This window comes from Sinorhizobium sp. 8-89 (assembly GCF_030124325.1).
In the GTDB taxonomy this organism is placed as follows: Bacteria; Pseudomonadota; Alphaproteobacteria; order Rhizobiales; family Rhizobiaceae; genus Sinorhizobium.
This window is the reverse complement of sequence record NZ_JASKLR010000052.1, coordinates 1-16,610: the sequence shown is the minus strand read 5'-3', so window position 1 is coordinate 16,610 and position 16,610 is coordinate 1. Positions and strand designations below refer to the sequence as shown.

Below are 16,610 nucleotides of genomic sequence, written 5' to 3'. Positions count from 1 at the left end.
GTAACACTCGCCTAAGACACGTCCCTAACGACGTCGTTAAACACGTGTCTTAGGCCATCAAGGCCCAATCCGGCAGGCGGTCACAATCGGGCGGTTACCATCGGATAGGGTGCCGTCGAATTTCCCGGCCCAAACGTGACCGCCGTTTAAGGAGTCGATAAGTTTAGCGTTGATGCGAAGCTGTTCTCCGGCACGCTGCACACTTCCCTCGAGAATATATCTTACTCCGAGATCCTCGGAGACTTGCCGAGGCGACACCGCCTTGCCCTTGTAGCTGAACGTCGAGTTTCGCGCGATGACGAACAACCCAGATATCTGGGCCAGCTCGGTGACGAGGCCGTCGGTCATACCATCCGCAAAATACTCCTGCTTAGGGTCGTCACTGACATTGGCAAACGGGAGCACCGCGATCGATGGCTTGTCGGGCAGAGGTAAATCCTGCTGGCGGCTTGGAGAGGTTTCAACTGGACGGTCCCAAGGCCACCACCACATCCCGACGCCAGTTGCGCCCAGCAACAGCACGCACGCAGCGATCGCAGATATTCGGCCGACTCTACTTTTTTAACCTTGGGGGGAGTGGATCTAAGCCCGTCCAGCCGGATTCGGTATGTTCGTATCGGCTTGTTGACGTGCTTCAACCGCTTCTCGCCGAGATAAACGTAGGCAACATCGAGGTGCTTTTCGACGTGATCGTATGCCGTTCCCGATATCACAATTCCGCCTGGTTCAGCCAAGCCCTGCAATCGCTCCGCGATGATGACGCCATCCCCGTGAATGTCGTCGCCTTCAACAATGACGTCACCGAGATTGATTCCTATGCGGAACTCCAGCTGGTGCTTGTCTCGGTCGCGGTTGTTTGATTTGGCGCGCTGGACCTCGACGGCGCAACGGACTGCCTCCACGACGCTCGGGAACTCGACGAGCAGGCCGTCACCCATGGTCTTAATCAGACGCCCGCAATGTGCGACTATTTTCTGTTCAAAAATGTCACTTAGATCGGCTCGGAAGCGCACGCGAGTGCCTTCTTCATCGGCCTGGCTGAGCAGCCCATAGCCCGACACATCAGCCATCATTATAGCGGTTAGCTTGCGCTCCATAGCCCTCCCACGGACGCAACAGGGGTATACAGGCATTCTAACCGAATGGATGGGGTTGCTAAAAGTGTTCCTTGAACTCGAAGCTATCGCAACGATTGCTCATCTGCTGTCGGGGCGGAGGGCAAATTTTGACCGCGGTGTAGCCGGCGTTCCGCGGTGCCATGATTACGGTAGGTTGCGTTTGGGATATCTCCGCCCGTATATCCTACTCGCGTGTGGATGACTCCCGGGAGTTTCCGGATCATGCCCTCCATCCCCCAGAAACAGCCACCGGCTAGTACGGCTCTTTGGTCATCTCAGATGTTCTAAACTTGGTTGATAGATTGACCGTAACCCTTGGCGTCCATCTCCGCACGAGGAATGAAGCGCAAAGAGGTGGAATTGATGCAGTAACGGAGTCCACCTTTGTCTCGCGAACCGTCAGGGAACACGTGTCCGAGATGGCTGTCTCCGTGCCTGAAACGCATCTCGGTCCGGATGATGCCGTGGGAGCGATCCGGTAGCTCAGTGACATTTGCATGTACAATCGGCTTGCTGAAGCTCGGCCAGCCGCATTCCGGGGCTTTTATTGTCCTTGTACTCTCCGGTAAAGGGACGCTCGTTGCCGTTCTGCTGGGTCACCCCCGATATTGCTCGGGCGACAGCTTCGCGATTGCTTCGTCGGTCCTTGCATAGTCATCAGCTTATTCTCCGTCGAGACCTGTGCTTTCCTGCACGGGATGCAAAGAGAAGTTCAGGCCGTTTTCCAAGAAGATGGGCTCCGAAAGTCTCTAGTCGACTGCCGAAATGTCTCTTGAATGTTGGCTTTTGAGCGCCGCGAGTGGCGTGTTGCGGAAACTGATGGCCATCCGATTGTAGGTATTCATCAGCCCGATTGCGATCGTGAGGTCTACGAGTTCCCGCTCGTCGAATATCGCGCGCGCTGCGTCGTATGCTCCGTCGGGTACGCCCGTATCCGCCACCCGCGTCACGCTTTCAGCCCAGGCGAGGGCGGCCCGCTCGCGTTCGTCGAAAAGGTCGCCGGCTTCGGCCCACGCCTGCACGAGCGCGATCTTTTCGACCGGTTGACCCTTTTTCAGCAGGTCGCGGGTGTGCATATCTAAACAGTACGCGCAGTTGTTGATCTGCGAAATCCGAAGATACACCAGTTCCGTCAGCGCCGCCGGAAGGCTGCTCTGGACGATATAACCGTAGACTCCCCCCAAGGCTTTCGCGCCTGCTGGAGCTACCTGGTTGTAATCAAGGCGCTTGCTCATTTTACTATCCTTGTTAGCCGTTACTTGATGGGGGCGGTCAGCGTTTTTTCGTCGCTGTCCAGGACAAACACGGCGAGGAGTTTCGCAGGCTTGGTTTTGCTGGCATTGCGGCTTACGAGGTGCTTGGACGCGGGCGGTTCGTACCAGCTTTGGCCAGCTCGATAGACCTTTGCCGGTTCGTCATTCACCTTCGACTCGATCTCGCCGGAGAGGACGTAGGCGAAAATGAAAGACGAGTCCGCGTGCTTGTGCGCGACCGACTCCCCGGCTGGCGGATATTCGACGATCACGGTCTTGAGCGTCTTGCCCGGGATATTTGGTATTCCCTTCTCGAAATGCGGTGTCACGGTCTCGGCCGGGCCGTGTGCCGCTACAGGAACGGCACAAAGTAAAGAAAGAGCGGCAACGGCGGTTCCGATGACGGGTCGAGCATACATAGGTCTTCTCCTCGATGGCGGTTGGTTCGCCGCCGACAACAACACCGGACAAGTGGGTAGGCATCCGAACTTGTAACTACGACTACATAGATCGTAGTAAAGGAGCAACGGACTTTCATGACCTTTTCGGTGTACGGATTGTCAATGTCACGAAGACGGTCGTCTGTTGCCGCGCACGGCCTCTCGTGTTATCACCGATCAATATTATCGGCGTTAAAGATTGTTTTCCCATGGCCCACGTAAGCGCAGGCGTTGAATATGCAATGCACAGCCTTGTGTTTCTCAGCCGCTCCGAGGAGTTGGAACAGCCGCCAAGCGCACGCGACCTTGCGGCTCTTCAGAAAATCCCGGCGGAGTTCGTCGCAAAACTGTTTACCAAGCTGCAGAAGGCCGGCATTGTTATCGCCCGAGAGGGGATCGGCGGGGGCTTCACATTGGCGCGGCCGGCCGAAGACATTACTGTACTCGAAGTTGTCGAAGCCGTGGACGGCCGCAAAGCGCTCTTCGAATGCAAAAACATTCGCGCGAAGTGTGCGCTTTTTGCTGGCGGCACGCCTGATTGGGCCGTTGAAGGTGTCTGCTCGATACATGCCGTCATGCTCGAGGCTGAGCAACGGACAAGGGATGTACTGGCGGCTCATACACTGGCGAGCGTCGCGCGACGGGGAGCAAAGAAGGCACCCTCGGACTATCGGGAACAGGTGATGGATTGGCTCGCGGCGCGCACACCAAGGCGCGCCCGGCGCGCTCCAACGTCGCAAAAAGCTCCAGAACTCTAAAAAACGCACCTTTACAGCTTCCGAGAGCAAGCCCCCATGGTAACGGCCTTGCCGGTATCCTGATGGTCATAGGCAAGGCTCTCGAGGAACGAGCGAGATCGATGCGTGAGGCCTTCCCTCCTTGCCGTAGGCGCTACGGACATAGGCAACGCCTTCCTCGACGAGGCGCTCGACTTCGCCGAGGTCCTGGAGCAGCTTGTCCCGTTCGGCGGATTCGTCGAACATTTCGGCGCGCAGCTTCATGCGGGTGATCGGGGTCTACAGATCGTGCGAGATCGCAGCAAGGATTTGCACGCGCTCTTCCAGACACTGCGCGATGCGATCCCGCATCGCATTGAAGCCGGTAGCAGCATAGGCCCCCTTGGTCCGGCCTCGCTGGGCCGCGGCGTGTTGCTGTTCGGGTCAGGCGTGTCGACGGCTCTCGCGAGAGTCGGCGAGCCGCGAGGGCGGAGCCAGGACGATGACGAAGTTCGCAGTATCGATGGGGAGCGCCTGAATATTTGCCGGGACAGGCAAGGCCGGCATCGTCCGCAGGAGACCGCTCTCGGCTTCGGGCGTCTTCACGGCGGACAGATCGGGGACGGCCGAAGTCGATACGGGTCGCAAGACGATTTCGGGATGAGGACTGCCCCATCGCACCGAAACGACTTCACCTTCAAGATAGAAGGCGCGGCTGGTGTCGAAATAGATCCAGCCATGATGCGCAAGCGCAGGAAGAACATCGAAGGCGAGGAACAGCATTGCCGCCAAGGTTGCGAGTTTCATTTTCATGCTGATCACTCTCCTTCCGGCCGTGTCGGCGTCGGTTCCAAAAAGCGTGTAACGGCGGTGAGGAATGCGTCCCTGCCCACCTGCGGACGATCGAGATGCACGAAATGTGTGGCTTCGGGAATCGTCACCAGTTCGGCTCGTGGCGCCTCGTCGACGATGGCTTGCGCATCCTCAGGGCGGCTCCAGAAATCACGCCCGGAGCGGATGACCAACACCGGCACGGTGAGGGCCGACGCCGCCCATTGCCGCTTGCCAATGGCCAGTTCGAAGCTGTCAGCCATGGCACCGCTGGGCGAGCGTAAGCTTGGCGGTTGCCGGCTCGCTGACGTTTCGTCCGAGGCCAGAGCCGCATCGGCAAACGCCTCGGCGACACGCTCATCCCGCCACGACGTCTTGTCGTTTGCCGGAATGCTTTTGTCCCACGCGGTAAAAAGGCTCCCGCGCGTGTTGAGCCTGTAGGCGCCGAAAGCCGAACTATTGAAGTTTCCCGGCTTCTGAGGATCTTCGAGAGGCGTGCCCTTTCCAGGCGTCTCATGCTCGCTCGCCCCGCCATAGAGCGTGTTGTAAACGACCAGGCGGTCGACACTTTGGGGAGAATTCGCCGCAAACGCGCCAGCCCAGTGTCCTCCGGTCGCCCAGCCCACAATGCTGACCTTGGTGTCGCCGCTCCATTCGCTGATCGCATCCACCGCCGCCGAGATATCCGCTACCGCATCGTCGGTACGGATCAGGGCCTCGGCTGCGGACGGAGATTGCTCCATGGCGCTCGGCCGGCTCGAGGCTCCGTAGCCGCGCAGGTCAAGGATGTAGACGAGATGCCCGGCGGCCGCGATGTCGGCGGCAAGGGAGCCGGCCGGAACCGGAAGATCGAATGAGGCAAGACCGGGAACGCGCGCGCCGTGAATAAGGAGGACGGCGGAATTGATCTTCGCCGGGCCACCTGGGGGCCTGACTTCGCGAACGAAGAGACGCTCCCCGGATACGAGATCGACGTAGCGATCCGTTCTTACGATGGTCGCCTCGGCGGCGCATGCCACGCCGGGCGTCAGCAGCGTGGTGCCCATCAGCACCAGGGTAGATAGTCGCATCATCATCTCTCCATCGGCAGCAACACATACAAAATGCCCATGAGAAGAAACTGAATCGATGATCGATAAGAGAAAGTTTGATATCGTCACGATATGGAACTGCGTCACCTTCGCCACTTTCTCGCCGTCGCCGACGAACTGCACATGGGTCGCGCCGCCGAGCGGCTCGGCATGGCGCAGCCGCCCCTCAGTCAGTCAGTCGCACGACTGGAAAAGGAACTCGGCGTCCGACTGTTCGACAGGGCGAACCGCCGCCTGACGCTGACACGGGCGGGCGTTGCATTTCTCGACGAGGCCCGATCTTCAGTCCTGCACGCGGATGCCGCCTATGCGCTCGCCAGATCGGCGGAGGATGGCGCGGCTGGGGAGGTCAGAATCGGCTTCGTCTCGGCGGCCCTCTACGAACATCTGCCTCGGCGTCTGGCCCGATTGAGGCAGACGCTTCCAGCCGTTCAGCCGAAACTGTTTGAACTTTCGACCAACGAGCAATTGGGAGCTTGGCGGAAGGGACGATCGACATCGGCTTCGCTCATCCGCCGTTCGGAACAGGTGAGAGGCTGGACCTAGTGGAGCTCCCGGCCGAGCCAAGCGTTGCCGTTCTGCCGGACGATGGCGCAACCGGAAGTGTCGGGCTGGCTCAGGTTGCGGCTTTCGGACTTATCCTCTTTCCGGCGGCTCAAGGACCAGTGTTCCATGCCCGCATCATGGACAGCTTCACTAAAGCTGGGATCGAAGTTCGGATCGTCCAGGAAGCGACCCGCGCACTCACCATGCTTTCGCTGGTATCGGCCGGATTGGGTGCGGCACTCCTCCCCCGGTCAATCCGCCGTCTGGATTTTGAAGGCACCCGTTACGCGGAGATCAAGGACGCGACGCTACCGACACTGTCTCTCGCTGTGATCGCGCGGCGCAGGCCGCAGCCGCCCGTCGTGCGCCGCGTGTGGCAGGTCTTCTCCGAAGATTAGATTTCACGGCAGCTTCATAACCCCGGCCCCCACTGCCGCCCCAACTGCCACGACAAGGCGGAGGACAGGCGAGCGCCAAGCGGAAAGTTCCACTTAATTCATTGAACCGCAGGCACAGCGAATGCCGTTGGTTTCGCAGTGGCGCGAGGACAGCGGGTTCTTGGCAGTTCGATGGCTTTGTAGACGGCGTCAGGTTCGCGGTGCAGGACGTGTGCGAACCGCTCAATTGCGACCAAACCCGAGTTAACGGCATCGTCAATCCAGCTGTCGAGCTTGCCCGGATCGCGGCTGCGAAAGATTCCGCGGAAGCGCATAGCGAGGCTGCGCATTGAATTGAACTCAGGCGAGCCCTGTTTCAAAGCATCGACCCTTCTCGCCTGGCTGATCGTCAGCATGCTTCTCGCACGATCCTGCGGCAGCTGAAGCGGGATGCCCCGCGCTCTCATCGCGACGCCACGATCCGGGTCGTTGGCATAGATGACTGGAGCTGGCGGCGATCGTGGGGCTACGGCACGATGATCGTCGACCTGGAGCGCCGTTCGGTTGTCGATATCCTCGAGCTTGATGCGACGGTTCGGTATGCCGGTTAGCGACGACGCGCTCGCCGGGTCGGCCGCCGGCGCTATGGCCGAGCGGACCGACAATCTCGGAGACCCTCCTCGTCCTACGCGCATAAGGGGAAGCAATCGTCGGCAGTCGGTCGGTGAATGTTTGTCGTTCACATTTTTGATGTGCGCACCGCCAGCGGCTCAACCGAAGCTTCACCGTTACGGTCTTGCCCTGGACCGGCAGATCTTGAAGGCTTCGGTTAGACCAGCCATGCCGATTTTCGGGTCCGCAATCAGGGCAAATGCCGAAAGCTGGTCCGGCAGCGGAAACAACCCAACCACCATCATCTGTGAGCGCGACACTCAGGACTTTTGCCCCTGCGCCGGGCGACCATTTCGTTTTCGTTTGCATACCCGCTCATAGCGGCATCATGTCTAACGGCCAGTGAACTACACAAATTGAGGAAGACCCCAATTAAATGCAAAGCGACACCAGGAGATCGGGTGGAGGCCATGAAACCGGTGTTGTCTTGGTCGGTTTCGCTGCGTAATCCCGGATAAAAGCACCTAGACCGCCGTATAGCTCATCCCCCCCTTGTTGGTGTTCGATCCTTCCTCCCGATCAATAGTCAGGTTGTGGAGTGTGTTGCTATGTTGAGCGTACATCCTCCCGGAGGACCGTCCCCCCAAGCGCCGAGAATGGATCGTGCGACGCTGCGAAAGGTGGAGCCGCGTCAAATGATGCAGAGGCCAAAACTCGATCGAAGAGAAAGCTTCGAAGCTGTCTCTATTCAATTCACCGCCGAGGTTCGGAACATGAGCAGGCTAGCTGCCATCCTCTTTGCAGTTGTAATCGCTGCTCCGGTAGCGGCACATGATGCGACGCCAACGGCGGCGCGGCCGAACGGGTGGACATATCCGTTTTCGTGCTGCAGCGGGATGGATTGCCGCGAAATCCGAGATCAAGCGGTTCTCGAAGGCTCTCGAGGCTATGTCATCAAGCTCACCGGGGAACTCATTACGCCACGGGATACCCGCATCAGGAACAGCCCGGACGGGCAGTTTCACCAATGCACGGTGGCCGGAGAGCCCACCGGCCGCACTGTTTGCCTCTTCGTTCCGCCGCGTTCCTTCTGAGGGTTGTCACCATGACACAGGAACTCAACCGCATTGAAATCGATCTGGTCCCATTGCAGCTGTTCTCTCGGCGCATATCGGAAGGCTGGACCATGGTACCAGGCCATCCGCTCCAGATGCCCCCAGACTATCCATCAGGACCGAATAATGCCTCGGAGGCACATTTGATGACGTTTTCCGTCATGCCGCGGGAAACGATTGTGCCCCGCAGGGGGCACGCTTTGCACGCCCGGACATCCGCCTTTACGCTGTTCGTGACTGGGACGCTGTTCGGTCTTTCGTTCTACTCGCTCGAGCTTGTCCGCCTTGTGGAGGACTTTGAGGAGTTTCGCCTTTGGGAGCATTCCGTGACCATACATTAAGGCGAGGCGACCGGCGACCTCCGAAGGCCTATCCGCCCCTGCGCTTGAGCATCATCGAGCTTGGTTCCGATACCTGCCGCTCGGTCACGACCGTATTGATGCCCTTGATGGCAGTGTCCGGCTTCTCCGCAATGCGATCTTCGGCTATTGGTCTCCGCCAAGGCCGTCCTGTCCCTGGTGATCTGCGCGGTCGAGCGAGACTTCCCCACTTTCGCTTTTAGCTTTTGAAGGGCTGCATGTTTGTATCCTTGATCGGCAACGATTTTAGGATACATGCAGTAGCTCGAACGTCTGGTGCCGGGCAGCATGGAAGACTGTAATTCCTCACCCTCTCGTCATGTTCCGTGCCAGCGCATGTCTCGCCGGCAAAAAAAGCCCCTCCCGGAATCGGAAGGGGCTTAAGGAGGGCCTGATTTGAATAATATGGCCCACGGGAAGATTTGCCCTGACGATAACAGTACGCTGCCGGCATGCCTATTGAGCGGGAGGACGGATCGAGCACCGCAGAGGAGGGAATAACCTATACGCAGGTTGAAGTACTCTTATGCGAACCTATGAGTGTTGCGGCTTTCCTGGCGCGAGCATCAGCTTGTCCGCCATGCGGGCGAGTTCGGGCAAGGACTTGGCATGCATCTTCTGCATGACCTGGCTGCGGTGAACCTTCACGGTAATTTCGCTGACGCCCAGATCGGCTGCTATCTGTTTGTTCAGCCGTCCAGTCACCACCAAAGCCATCACCTCCCGCTCCCGGGGGGTCAGGCTGTCGAAACTCGCACGCAAGGTCGCCAGGGCCTTTTCATTGTCAAGCCACATACGGTCTCGCGCCAGTCCGACGTGAACGGCGTCGAGCAGATCCTGGTCGCGGAACGGTTTCGTCAGGAACTCGATCGCGCCCCCCTTCATCGCTTGGACGGACATGGGAATGTCGCCATGTCCGGTAATGAAGACGATCGGGAGTTGAATGTTTAACCGCGATAATTCTCGCTGAAGATCAAGACCGCTCTGTCCCGGCAGTCGGACATCGAGCACGAGGCAGGTCGGCCCATCGGGTCGCCCGGACTTGAGGAAGTCGCTGACCGATGCGAGAAGTTTGACTTCAAAGCCGACAGATCGTAGCAGACTGCCAAGCGCCTCGCGGATCGCCCCATCATCATCGATGACGATGATGGTTGCTGGTGCCGCGGTCATTCTCGGCGCCTCACAAGGGAACCGGCCCCTGCAGACGCGAATCGGCTGTGCCCGCGAGGATCGGGGGCAGCCCAATCGGCAGAGCGCCGATGACGCAACGAGAACACTCCCGCTCTCTCCTCAGCATTACCGAAAACGAAGCTTCCTCGCACATGAGAATGCCCCCTAATTGCTTCACTCACAAGGCCAATTACGAGGGGCTTATAGCGTTGCGCGTCCTACTGCATGTCGCCTTTAATCGTAACCGATTAAAGGACAAGAACATGCAGCAATTCAAAGTGCTACAGCGTCCTTTGCGCGTCTGAAAAGACGCGCGGCGCTGTAGGCGCTGTGATCGAGCGCGTGCCAACGCAGCAACCGAATCTAAAAGGATCTATACCACCGTATAGCTTCCTCTGCCTTTGTCGCCCTCGAATGCTGATGTATGTTGCCAGCCGCACCACAACGCTGGATTTCTGCAGGACGCTTATCGCGAATTTTGGAGGCAGCAGTGCCAACCAAGAAGCCTCTGATAGCGATCGTCGATGATGACCACTCGATGCGCGAGGCCACCAAGGGACTCATGAGGTCATTGGGATTTGACGCCGAGGCGTTCTCCTCCGCCGATGATTTCCTGAAATTCCCCCATCTCGGCCGCACGGCTTGTCTCGTAACGGACATCCATATGCCCGGGATGAGTGGGCTCGATCTGCATCGCCGCCTCGTTGCGTTGGGCGAGAGCATTCCGACCGTTTTCATCACTGCCTATCCGAACGACAATCTGCGCGGGCGCGGGTTGGGTCCGGACATTGTCGGCTATCTCGAAAAACCGTTTGGCGAGCAGGATCTGCTGAAGTGTATCCGTTCTGCCCTGGCTCGCGGTAGCGACGGCGAAACGGTTGATGACGGTCGCTGATGCAGACCGGGATGAGCCAGAAGGTGTCGCTGGAAGCCGCCACATCACACGGACGGCATTTCGCTGGCGTGCTCACCGGGAGCGCCGTCGTCCCGGCCTGGAGGCAGGGTGAATAGGAAAACAGCTCCCGAAGGCTCAATCGCCCTGGCCCACAGCCGCCCCCCGTGCGCCTCGATGATCGACCGGCAGATGGCCAAGCCCATGCCCAGACCTTCCGCTTTCGTCGTGTAAAACGCTTCGAACACCCGCTCCACACTCTGCGGCTCGAGCCCCACGCCGGTGTCCTGGACTGCGACCAGCACGGCCCGGGATGGGTCGGCCCGTGATCTGATCAGCAGCTCGCGTGGCCGGTCGGCCACGTTTTTCATGGTCTCGATGCCGTTCATCACCAAGTTCAGGATCACCTGCTGCAACTGCACCCGGTCACCCGCAATCGGCGGGAGGTCTTGCGCCAGCTCGGTCCGCAACTGAATTCGATGGCGGCGCACCTCCCCGTGGACGAGAGCTACCGAATCTTCGATGAGCCCGTTCAGGTCCACCTGCGTTGTGACGGTGGCAGTCTTTTTAAGGAGCGCGCGCACCCGGCCGATCACCTCGCCAGCCCGGTGCCCGTCGCGGACGATACGCGCCAGCGTCTCCCGCGCCTCATCGATGTTGGGGGGCTCGCTGGCGAGCCAGCGCAGGGCCGCGTTGGCGTTGGTGACCACGGCGGCCAGCGGCTGGTTAACCTCGTGCGCGATGGAGGAGGTCAGCGCGCCCATCGTCGTGACGCGCGTGACGTGCGCGAGCTCGGCCTGCGCCTTCTGCAGCGCCTCTTCGGCCCGCTTGCGGTCCTCAATGTCGACGAGAAATCCGTACCATTTGAGAATGTTTCCGTGCTCATCGCGCAATGGAATCGCACTTTCAAACCACCAGCGATATTCGCCGTCAGCCGCGCGACGAATCCGCACCTCAGCCTCGAAAGGGTGCCCCGTGGCCAGGGAAGCACGCCACTTGGACAAATACTGCTCGAGGTCTTCGGGGTGAAATCGGGCTTCGGGCTCCCAGCTCGCTCCTGATGTTCCGTTGAGGGACAAGCCGGTAAACTCCTGCCAGCGTCGATTGATGAAATCGACACGGCCGCCGGGGAGGGCGGTCCATACCATGGCCGGAACTGTCTCGATCACCTCGCGAAGCTCGTCTTCGCTGCGCCGGGCCGCTTCTTCCGCCCGCTTACGCTCGGTGATGTCCTCGCACACGATCAGGATGACTGGTCGCTTCTTGATCACCATCGCTCTGGCCGTCTCGCGGACCCATAGCATCGAGCCGTCCTTGCGAATCTTGCGCAGCTCCCAGCTCATGGCTCGGCCGAGATGGTCGAGGCACTCAGCCGCATGCCTCTGAACGGTCTCTCGGTCCGCCTCGTAAAAGACGTCCTGTACGGGGCGGCCGATCAGTTCGCCGACTGTGTAGCCGAGCTGTTCCGCCCCAAAGGGATTGACAGACACGATGGCGCCTGCGGCGTCCACCATGAAGTACATCGTCGGATTGTTCTCGAATACGGCTCTCCACTGTTCCTCGCTGTCCCGCAACGCCTCTTCCACCCGCTTGCGCTCGGTAATGTCCTGGATTGTTCCGAACATGCTGCGCGGCCTGCCCGACGCATCCCTTGTCAGATCGCCCTGGCTGTGGACGATGCGCATCTCGCCGCTGGGCCGGACGATGCGGTACTCCAATTCGTACCGTGATTCGCCATGCAAAGCCTTCGCCGCGACCTGGCTCCAAATGGTCCGATCCTCCGGATGTATCCGCTCAACCGCTTCGGCTAGACTGACCACGGCGCTTGCGCGCGGCGTCAGCCCAAAGATGCGGTACGTCTCGTCTGACCAGGTCAGATAGTCTGTGTCGAGGTCACGTTCCCAATAGCCGACATGGGCGACGCGTTGGGCTTCTGCGAAGTTGGCCTCGCTTCGCCGTAGGCCCTCCAGAGTCTCCTTGAGACGCGAAGTCATGAGCGTGAACGCTTGCGCAAGCAGGCCGACTTCATCGTTTTGCCGAACCTCGGGTACCACACGCCAATCCCCCTTTGCAATCGCGTGCGCCGCTTGCGTCAGAGCAGTCAGCGGCCGCAACGTGCGTCCGACCAGCCCGAGTCCGAGCATGACAAAGGCGGCAACGATGGCCGCGCCGACGCTAATCGAGAGATAGGCTGCGCGATACACAGGTTTCAGAAAATCCGAAGCTGGCACCGCCGAGATTATGGTCCACTCAAGTGCGCCGGGTCCCTCAGCGTTATCGACCGCGGCATAGATCCTGCCGCTCCCGGGACCAGTGAAAGAAAACACGCGCGGGCCTGGCGACGAGGAGCCGGCGACGCCAGGGTGGCGCGTGAGGTAGCGGGCGGTTTCGCGAACGATGGGATCGGTGGCCCCTGATGCCTGCAGGCGCAGATGCCCGCCATCCGCACCGATCGTGACGGGCGACACCCCTCCCGACGCGCCAATCAAATGTCCGGTGGCATCGATAATGAAGGCCCGCCCGTTGTCGCCGATTTCGAGCGTCTGCAAGAACCTGGAAAGCTGAGTCAGGATGAGGTCGATCCCGCACACGCCGACGAATCTGCCACCCTTGTCGAACACCGGGGCAGAGAGCGAGATGCCGAGGATCGGCTCGGCTGCACCGAGATAGGGCTCGGTCCAGTAGCGTTCGCCCGTCTTCCTCGCCTGCGCGTACCAGATCCTCTGGCGTGAATCGAACGCGCCTTCCGACTTCCGCAAACGACCGATCCTGCCGCTTGGTAAGGCTTCGAACTCGCGCACGACGCCGGCGCGAAATTCATCGGTCATCAGAAAGACGTTGCGTGAATCTGCCAATCGCCCGATCGAAACGAGCCCGCCAGCCTCGTTGCCGAAAAATAGCCAGTCGACATCTCGTTCCTCAGCGAGCAATCCATAGAGCTCTTGTGCGACAGCATGTGGGTCGTCGAGCGGTAGGTCATGACGAACAAGGCCGTTGGCCAACCGGGACACCGCTTTGTCGGCACCGCGCACCAAATGACCGACGTCGCGACGCACAGCTTGCGTCGCCTCTCGGATCAGGCGCTCGGACATGACCGAGACAATGACGTTTCCCGTCCAGATCCATAAACCGGTTAGGACAAGGCTCAGAACGAGAACGATGCCGGCGACCGGGAAGATTAAACGGTGCCGTAGCATGATCGCCGACTTCCCCAGACAATCAGGTAATTTTCTGTATTGCTTATATTGCTCCCTTGGATGGGCGCCCGCAATCGGCGGCTCACTGGCCGAGTGGCCGTTGAACCGCATGAAGCTGTTGGCGCGGGTTAGAGGCGATAGGTATGGGGCGGCTGTTTGATTCCTCTCTGAAGGCGAGGGGTCAACTTCCCCGCAGGACCGCAAAAGGGTCGATCTCCCGTTCAAATAACGTCTCTGAGTGGCAACCATCAGTGACGCGTTCCCCGGGCGAACGCGTCACTGGACAGTATGAACCTAAAGCGAGATGGCTGAAGCGGTCGCATGAGGATGGCGCGATGTTGGCCAGCGCCTGTTCAGGCGCGGTGTTGCTCGGCGAAGCCGGGCTGCTCGTCAATTGTGATGCGACAATCCACTGGGGCTACGTCGCGACGCTCACCCACAACTATCCCGGCGTCCGGGTGAGAGTGGATCGGTCTCTCGTGCTGAGCGGCGAAGCGCAGCGCATCGTCATGGCGGGGGGCGGATCGAGCTGGCAGGACCTCGCACTGTATCTGATCGCGAGGTTTGTCGGTTTGAAGGAAGCAATGGAAGTCGCCAAGGTCTACATGCTGCAATGGCATGACATGGGACAGCAGCCGTTCGCGTCGCTCGTGAGTCTCCGGCAGACAGCCGATGTCGTGATCAACAAATGCCAGCACTGGCTGGCAATGAACTACAAGACTCATACTCCGGTCGCCGCGATGGTAGCACTTTCCGGCCTTCCGGAACGCTCCTTCATCCGGCGCTTCACCAAGGCCGCAGGCATGACTCCCCTCAACTATGTGCATGCACTACGTCTCGAGGAAGCCAAGCAGATGCTGGAGACCACCGATTTGCCGATCGAGGCCGTCGCCAACGAAGTTGGCTACGAGGATGCGAGCTTCTTCGGCCGCCTGTTCCGCCGTGAGACGAGCCTGACACCTGGGCACTATCGACTACGATTTGGTTCCTTGCGCAGAACACTGGAGCACAAACACGGAGACATGCGTCGAAGCTGATTGTTCTCCCGTTGAGCGAGTGGCTGCTTCGGGTGGAAAGCGGTCGCCCGGTCAACTCGGCTGCAACGGCCGTGGTGCACCAAAACGTGACGTTTGCCTTTAGATGTCATGGGCGACCGCTCTGTCAGGCACGGCTCCATAAGGAGTCTCTGTCCTAATCTCGCCATCGGCCCACATCGTTCAGAGCGCATGAGTTTCGTTCAGGAAGGTTATGCCGGTCGCGGCGATGATGCGGCGAGGTCATCGCGGCTCCGAGCACCTGCGTGGCGGCTGCCTTTTCTCCGGGCACTCCGCGAAAACGCCGCATCGATGGTTGCAGCAACATCCCATCGGAGGCCGTTGATTTGCTGCAGCTCTCACACACCCCGTTGAGCGAGGTCGCTAGCCTCTCCGGCGTCTCCGACCAAGCCGCTTCGCAGGTGCGTTCGTGCAGACGATGGGCAGTGTCCCCGGTGCCTGAAGACGTAGCCGGCATTCCTGAGCAGGGCTCGACAATGACGAGCAGTTCCACTCCACGAGAGCCTCGAGGGCGTCACGCACGGGTTGAAGCGTCTCTCAGTGGCTCAGCGCAGGCACGTGATCCTGCATCGGCTTCAGCTTTAGCGGCAATTAAAACGTCCAAAACTCCGTCGTTGGCTCCAAGAATCGCGCCCTCATCCTCGGCATAGTGGCGAACATCGGCAACCAACAGAAAGAGGCCAGTACCATGACGTTGAACGCAACACCAACCCCCGGCAATCTTCTCGTCTCGCCCAAGGACCACGCGCTGATCATGATCGACTTCCAATCGCAAATGTCGTTTGCGACAAAGTCGATCGACGCTGTGCAACTGCGCAACAATGCGGCGCTGGTCGCCAATGCGGCTGCCGGTTTCAAGGTCCCCACGATCCTGACGACGGTCGCGGAAAAGAGCTTCTCCGGTCCCATGTTCGCCGAGATTACCGATGCCTTCCCAGGACAGCCGCTTCTCGACCGCACCTCGATGAACACCTGGGAAGATGCGGCCGTGGTTGACGAGATCAACCGCATCGGTAAGAAGCGCCTCGTCTTCTGTGGCCTGTGGACATCCGTCTGCATTGTCGGTCCGACCCTGTCGGCGCTCGATCAAGGCTTCGAGGTCTATGCGATCGCAGACGCTTGTGGCGACGTGTCGGACGAGGCGCACGAGCGCGCCATGGACCGCATGGTACAGGCCGGCGTCCGGCCGATGACATCGCTCCAGTACATGCTCGAGCTGCAGCGCGACTGGGCGCGCACCGAGACTTACGACATGACGACCGGCATCGCCAAGAAGTTCGGTGGCGCCTATGGCCTCGGCATCATCTATGCCAAGACCATGTTCGGCGCGTCCGAAGGACACTGACATCCACTGAGTGATCCGTCCAGCATCGCTCCGGCCGCGCGCTTGCGGTCGGAGCGGCGACCGCAATCCGTGAAAAGGAATTGACGATGAAGATGTATCTCCTCTCGCTCGGGGCCGGCCTGCTCGTCGGTGTCATCTACAGCCTGCTCAACGTTCGCTCGCCGGCTCCGCCGGTGATCGCACTGGTAGGGCTCTTGGGGATCCTCGTAGGCGAACAGGCGGTGCCGCTCGTCAAGCGCCTGATGTCAGGCAATCCGGTCACGGTGTCCTGGTTCAGCAGCCGCTGCATCCCGCACGTCTTTGGGGAACTGCCGACCGGGGCCGATCATGATCATGCTGGCGTGCCCGACCGGGCGCCGACACGGGAGATCAGCTAATGCCGACGCGCCGCGGGTTTCTGGGAGCAGCCTCAGCCCTCGCGCTCCCCAACCTGTTTTCGCCGGCGCGCGCCGCCGATTCCGCTTCGATATCAGGAGACAAGCCAATGAGCGCC

At 60.0% G+C, this 16,610-nt stretch carries 15 protein-coding genes and 6 pseudogenes; 8 read left to right on the top strand and 13 right to left on the bottom strand.

The genetic code is table 11. The features are described 5' to 3' along the window. Window positions 1-57 precede the first annotated feature (57 nt). The 6 genes and pseudogenes from QN219_RS32985 to QN219_RS32960 all read right to left on the bottom strand — a co-directional run bounded on the left by QN219_RS32985 (window position 58) and on the right by QN219_RS32960 (window position 2,790). The gene (locus QN219_RS32985; protein WP_284004628.1) at window positions 58-348 is read right to left on the bottom strand and encodes a hypothetical protein; all 291 of its coding nucleotides are present in this window, start codon (window positions 346-348) and stop codon (window positions 58-60) included. Beyond that, window positions 345-1,097 carry an adenylate/guanylate cyclase domain-containing protein gene (locus QN219_RS32980; protein WP_284004627.1) on the bottom strand — a complete coding sequence of 251 codons (753 nt, stop codon included), beginning with the start codon at window positions 1,095-1,097 and terminating at the stop codon, window positions 345-347. The genes QN219_RS32985 and QN219_RS32980 overlap by 4 nt, the downstream gene beginning before the upstream one ends. Before the next feature lie 155 nt (window positions 1,098-1,252). Next, window positions 1,253-1,387, bottom strand: a pseudogene (locus QN219_RS32975) (peptide-methionine (S)-S-oxide reductase); the annotation flags it as partial. Window positions 1,388-1,402: 15 nt separating this feature from the next. Next, window positions 1,403-1,750, bottom strand: a pseudogene (msrB, locus tag QN219_RS32970) (peptide-methionine (R)-S-oxide reductase). A 117-nt stretch (window positions 1,751-1,867) separates the two neighbouring features. Continuing rightward, window positions 1,868-2,353, bottom strand: coding sequence for a carboxymuconolactone decarboxylase family protein (locus QN219_RS32965; RefSeq protein WP_284004626.1), 486 nt, complete (start codon window positions 2,351-2,353; stop codon window positions 1,868-1,870). A 20-nt stretch (window positions 2,354-2,373) separates the two neighbouring features. Further along, window positions 2,374-2,790, bottom strand: coding sequence for a cupin domain-containing protein (locus QN219_RS32960; protein WP_284004625.1), 417 nt, complete (start codon window positions 2,788-2,790; stop codon window positions 2,374-2,376). Window positions 2,791-2,804: 14 nt separating this feature from the next. Here QN219_RS32960 and QN219_RS32955 point away from each other — a divergent pair, with 14 nt between their 5' ends. Next, entirely contained in the window at window positions 2,805-3,569 is a 765-nt protein-coding gene (locus QN219_RS32955) for an Rrf2 family transcriptional regulator (RefSeq protein WP_284004623.1), read from the top strand. A gap of 35 nt (window positions 3,570-3,604) precedes the next feature. Here QN219_RS32955 and QN219_RS32950 read toward each other — a convergent pair. From QN219_RS32950 to QN219_RS32940, 3 genes and pseudogenes are all read right to left on the bottom strand, one after another. Next, window positions 3,605-3,997, bottom strand: a pseudogene (locus tag QN219_RS32950) (two-component sensor histidine kinase); the annotation flags it as partial. Beyond that, window positions 3,972-4,340, bottom strand: coding sequence for a hypothetical protein (locus QN219_RS32945; protein WP_284004622.1), 369 nt, complete (start codon window positions 4,338-4,340; stop codon window positions 3,972-3,974). The pseudogene QN219_RS32950 and the gene QN219_RS32945, both read right to left, overlap by 26 nt. A gap of 5 nt (window positions 4,341-4,345) precedes the next feature. Beyond that, on the bottom strand, window positions 4,346-5,431 hold the full coding sequence (locus QN219_RS32940; protein WP_405052312.1) for an alpha/beta fold hydrolase: 1,086 nt from the start codon (window positions 5,429-5,431) through the stop codon (window positions 4,346-4,348). Window positions 5,432-5,521: 90 nt separating this feature from the next. On the opposite strand from QN219_RS32940, the pseudogene QN219_RS34460 reads away from it, so the two are divergent. Next, window positions 5,522-6,393: pseudogene (locus QN219_RS34460) on the top strand (LysR substrate-binding domain-containing protein). Window positions 6,394-6,491: 98 nt separating this feature from the next. Here QN219_RS34460 and QN219_RS32925 read toward each other — a convergent pair. Further along, complete coding sequence (locus QN219_RS32925) at window positions 6,492-6,788, bottom strand: hypothetical protein (RefSeq protein ID WP_284004632.1); 297 nt, start codon at window positions 6,786-6,788, stop codon at window positions 6,492-6,494. A gap of 9 nt (window positions 6,789-6,797) precedes the next feature. Between QN219_RS32925 and QN219_RS32920 the strand changes: the two are divergent. After that, a pseudogene (locus tag QN219_RS32920) lies at window positions 6,798-6,953 on the top strand (ISL3 family transposase); the annotation flags it as partial. A 33-nt stretch (window positions 6,954-6,986) separates the two neighbouring features. Here the strand turns inward: QN219_RS32920 and QN219_RS34455 are convergent. After that, window positions 6,987-7,353, bottom strand: a pseudogene (locus QN219_RS34455) (transposase family protein); the annotation flags it as partial. 736 nt (window positions 7,354-8,089) lie between these two features. Here QN219_RS34455 and QN219_RS32910 point away from each other — a divergent pair. Beyond that, a complete protein-coding gene (locus tag QN219_RS32910; RefSeq protein ID WP_284004619.1) occupies window positions 8,090-8,440 on the top strand; it encodes a hypothetical protein in 351 nt (116 codons plus the stop codon). A 552-nt stretch (window positions 8,441-8,992) separates the two neighbouring features. On the opposite strand, the gene QN219_RS32905 is transcribed toward QN219_RS32910, so the two are convergent. After that, complete coding sequence (locus QN219_RS32905) at window positions 8,993-9,628, bottom strand: response regulator transcription factor (protein WP_284004618.1); 636 nt, start codon at window positions 9,626-9,628, stop codon at window positions 8,993-8,995. Between the two features lie 490 nt (window positions 9,629-10,118). Here QN219_RS32905 and QN219_RS32900 point away from each other — a divergent pair, with 490 nt between their 5' ends. Then, window positions 10,119-10,523 carry a response regulator transcription factor gene (locus tag QN219_RS32900; protein ID WP_284004630.1) on the top strand — a complete coding sequence of 135 codons (405 nt, stop codon included), beginning with the start codon at window positions 10,119-10,121 and terminating at the stop codon, window positions 10,521-10,523. Window positions 10,524-10,567: 44 nt separating this feature from the next. Here the strand turns inward: QN219_RS32900 and QN219_RS32895 are convergent, their stop codons facing one another. Continuing rightward, window positions 10,568-13,828 carry a PAS domain S-box protein gene (locus QN219_RS32895; protein WP_284004617.1) on the bottom strand — a complete coding sequence of 1,087 codons (3,261 nt, stop codon included), beginning with the start codon at window positions 13,826-13,828 and terminating at the stop codon, window positions 10,568-10,570. Between the two features lie 224 nt (window positions 13,829-14,052). Between QN219_RS32895 and QN219_RS32890 the strand changes: the two genes are divergently transcribed. The 3 genes from QN219_RS32890 (at window position 14,053) to QN219_RS32880 (ending at window position 16,494) form a co-directional block, all read left to right on the top strand. Beyond that, window positions 14,053-14,754 carry a GlxA family transcriptional regulator gene (locus QN219_RS32890; RefSeq protein ID WP_284004616.1) on the top strand — a complete coding sequence of 234 codons (702 nt, stop codon included), beginning with the start codon at window positions 14,053-14,055 and terminating at the stop codon, window positions 14,752-14,754. A 712-nt stretch (window positions 14,755-15,466) separates the two neighbouring features. Continuing rightward, window positions 15,467-16,117 carry a hydrolase gene (locus QN219_RS32885; protein WP_284004629.1) on the top strand — a complete coding sequence of 217 codons (651 nt, stop codon included), beginning with the start codon at window positions 15,467-15,469 and terminating at the stop codon, window positions 16,115-16,117. A gap of 86 nt (window positions 16,118-16,203) precedes the next feature. Next, window positions 16,204-16,494: a XapX domain-containing protein gene (locus tag QN219_RS32880; RefSeq protein WP_284004615.1), complete on the top strand. Its 291-nt coding sequence runs from the start codon at window positions 16,204-16,206 to the stop codon at window positions 16,492-16,494. The last annotated feature ends 116 nt before the right edge of the window (window positions 16,495-16,610 follow it).

Bases quoted from the DNA above. Each gene is read 5' to 3' on its own strand.
- QN219_RS32985 (WP_284004628.1), bottom strand. From the start codon at position 348: ATGACCGACGGCCTCGTCACCGAGCTGGCCCAGATATCTGGGTTGTTC.
- QN219_RS32980 (WP_284004627.1), bottom strand. From the start codon at position 1,097: ATGGAGCGCAAGCTAACCGCTATAATGATGGCTGATGTGTCGGGCTAT.
- QN219_RS32965 (WP_284004626.1), bottom strand. From the start codon at position 2,353: ATGAGCAAGCGCCTTGATTACAACCAGGTAGCTCCAGCAGGCGCGAAA.
- QN219_RS32960 (WP_284004625.1), bottom strand. From the start codon at position 2,790: ATGTATGCTCGACCCGTCATCGGAACCGCCGTTGCCGCTCTTTCTTTA.
- QN219_RS32955 (WP_284004623.1), top strand. From the start codon at position 2,805: ATGGCGGTTGGTTCGCCGCCGACAACAACACCGGACAAGTGGGTAGGC.
- QN219_RS32945 (WP_284004622.1), bottom strand. From the start codon at position 4,340: ATGAAAATGAAACTCGCAACCTTGGCGGCAATGCTGTTCCTCGCCTTC.
- QN219_RS32940 (WP_405052312.1), bottom strand. From the start codon at position 5,431: ATGATGCGACTATCTACCCTGGTGCTGATGGGCACCACGCTGCTGACG.
- QN219_RS32925 (WP_284004632.1), bottom strand. From the start codon at position 6,788: ATGCTGACGATCAGCCAGGCGAGAAGGGTCGATGCTTTGAAACAGGGC.
- QN219_RS32910 (WP_284004619.1), top strand. From the start codon at position 8,090: ATGACACAGGAACTCAACCGCATTGAAATCGATCTGGTCCCATTGCAG.
- QN219_RS32905 (WP_284004618.1), bottom strand. From the start codon at position 9,628: ATGACCGCGGCACCAGCAACCATCATCGTCATCGATGATGATGGGGCG.
- QN219_RS32895 (WP_284004617.1), bottom strand. From the start codon at position 13,828: ATGCGGTTCAACGGCCACTCGGCCAGTGAGCCGCCGATTGCGGGCGCC.
- QN219_RS32890 (WP_284004616.1), top strand. From the start codon at position 14,053: ATGTTGGCCAGCGCCTGTTCAGGCGCGGTGTTGCTCGGCGAAGCCGGG.
- QN219_RS32880 (WP_284004615.1), top strand. From the start codon at position 16,204: ATGAAGATGTATCTCCTCTCGCTCGGGGCCGGCCTGCTCGTCGGTGTC.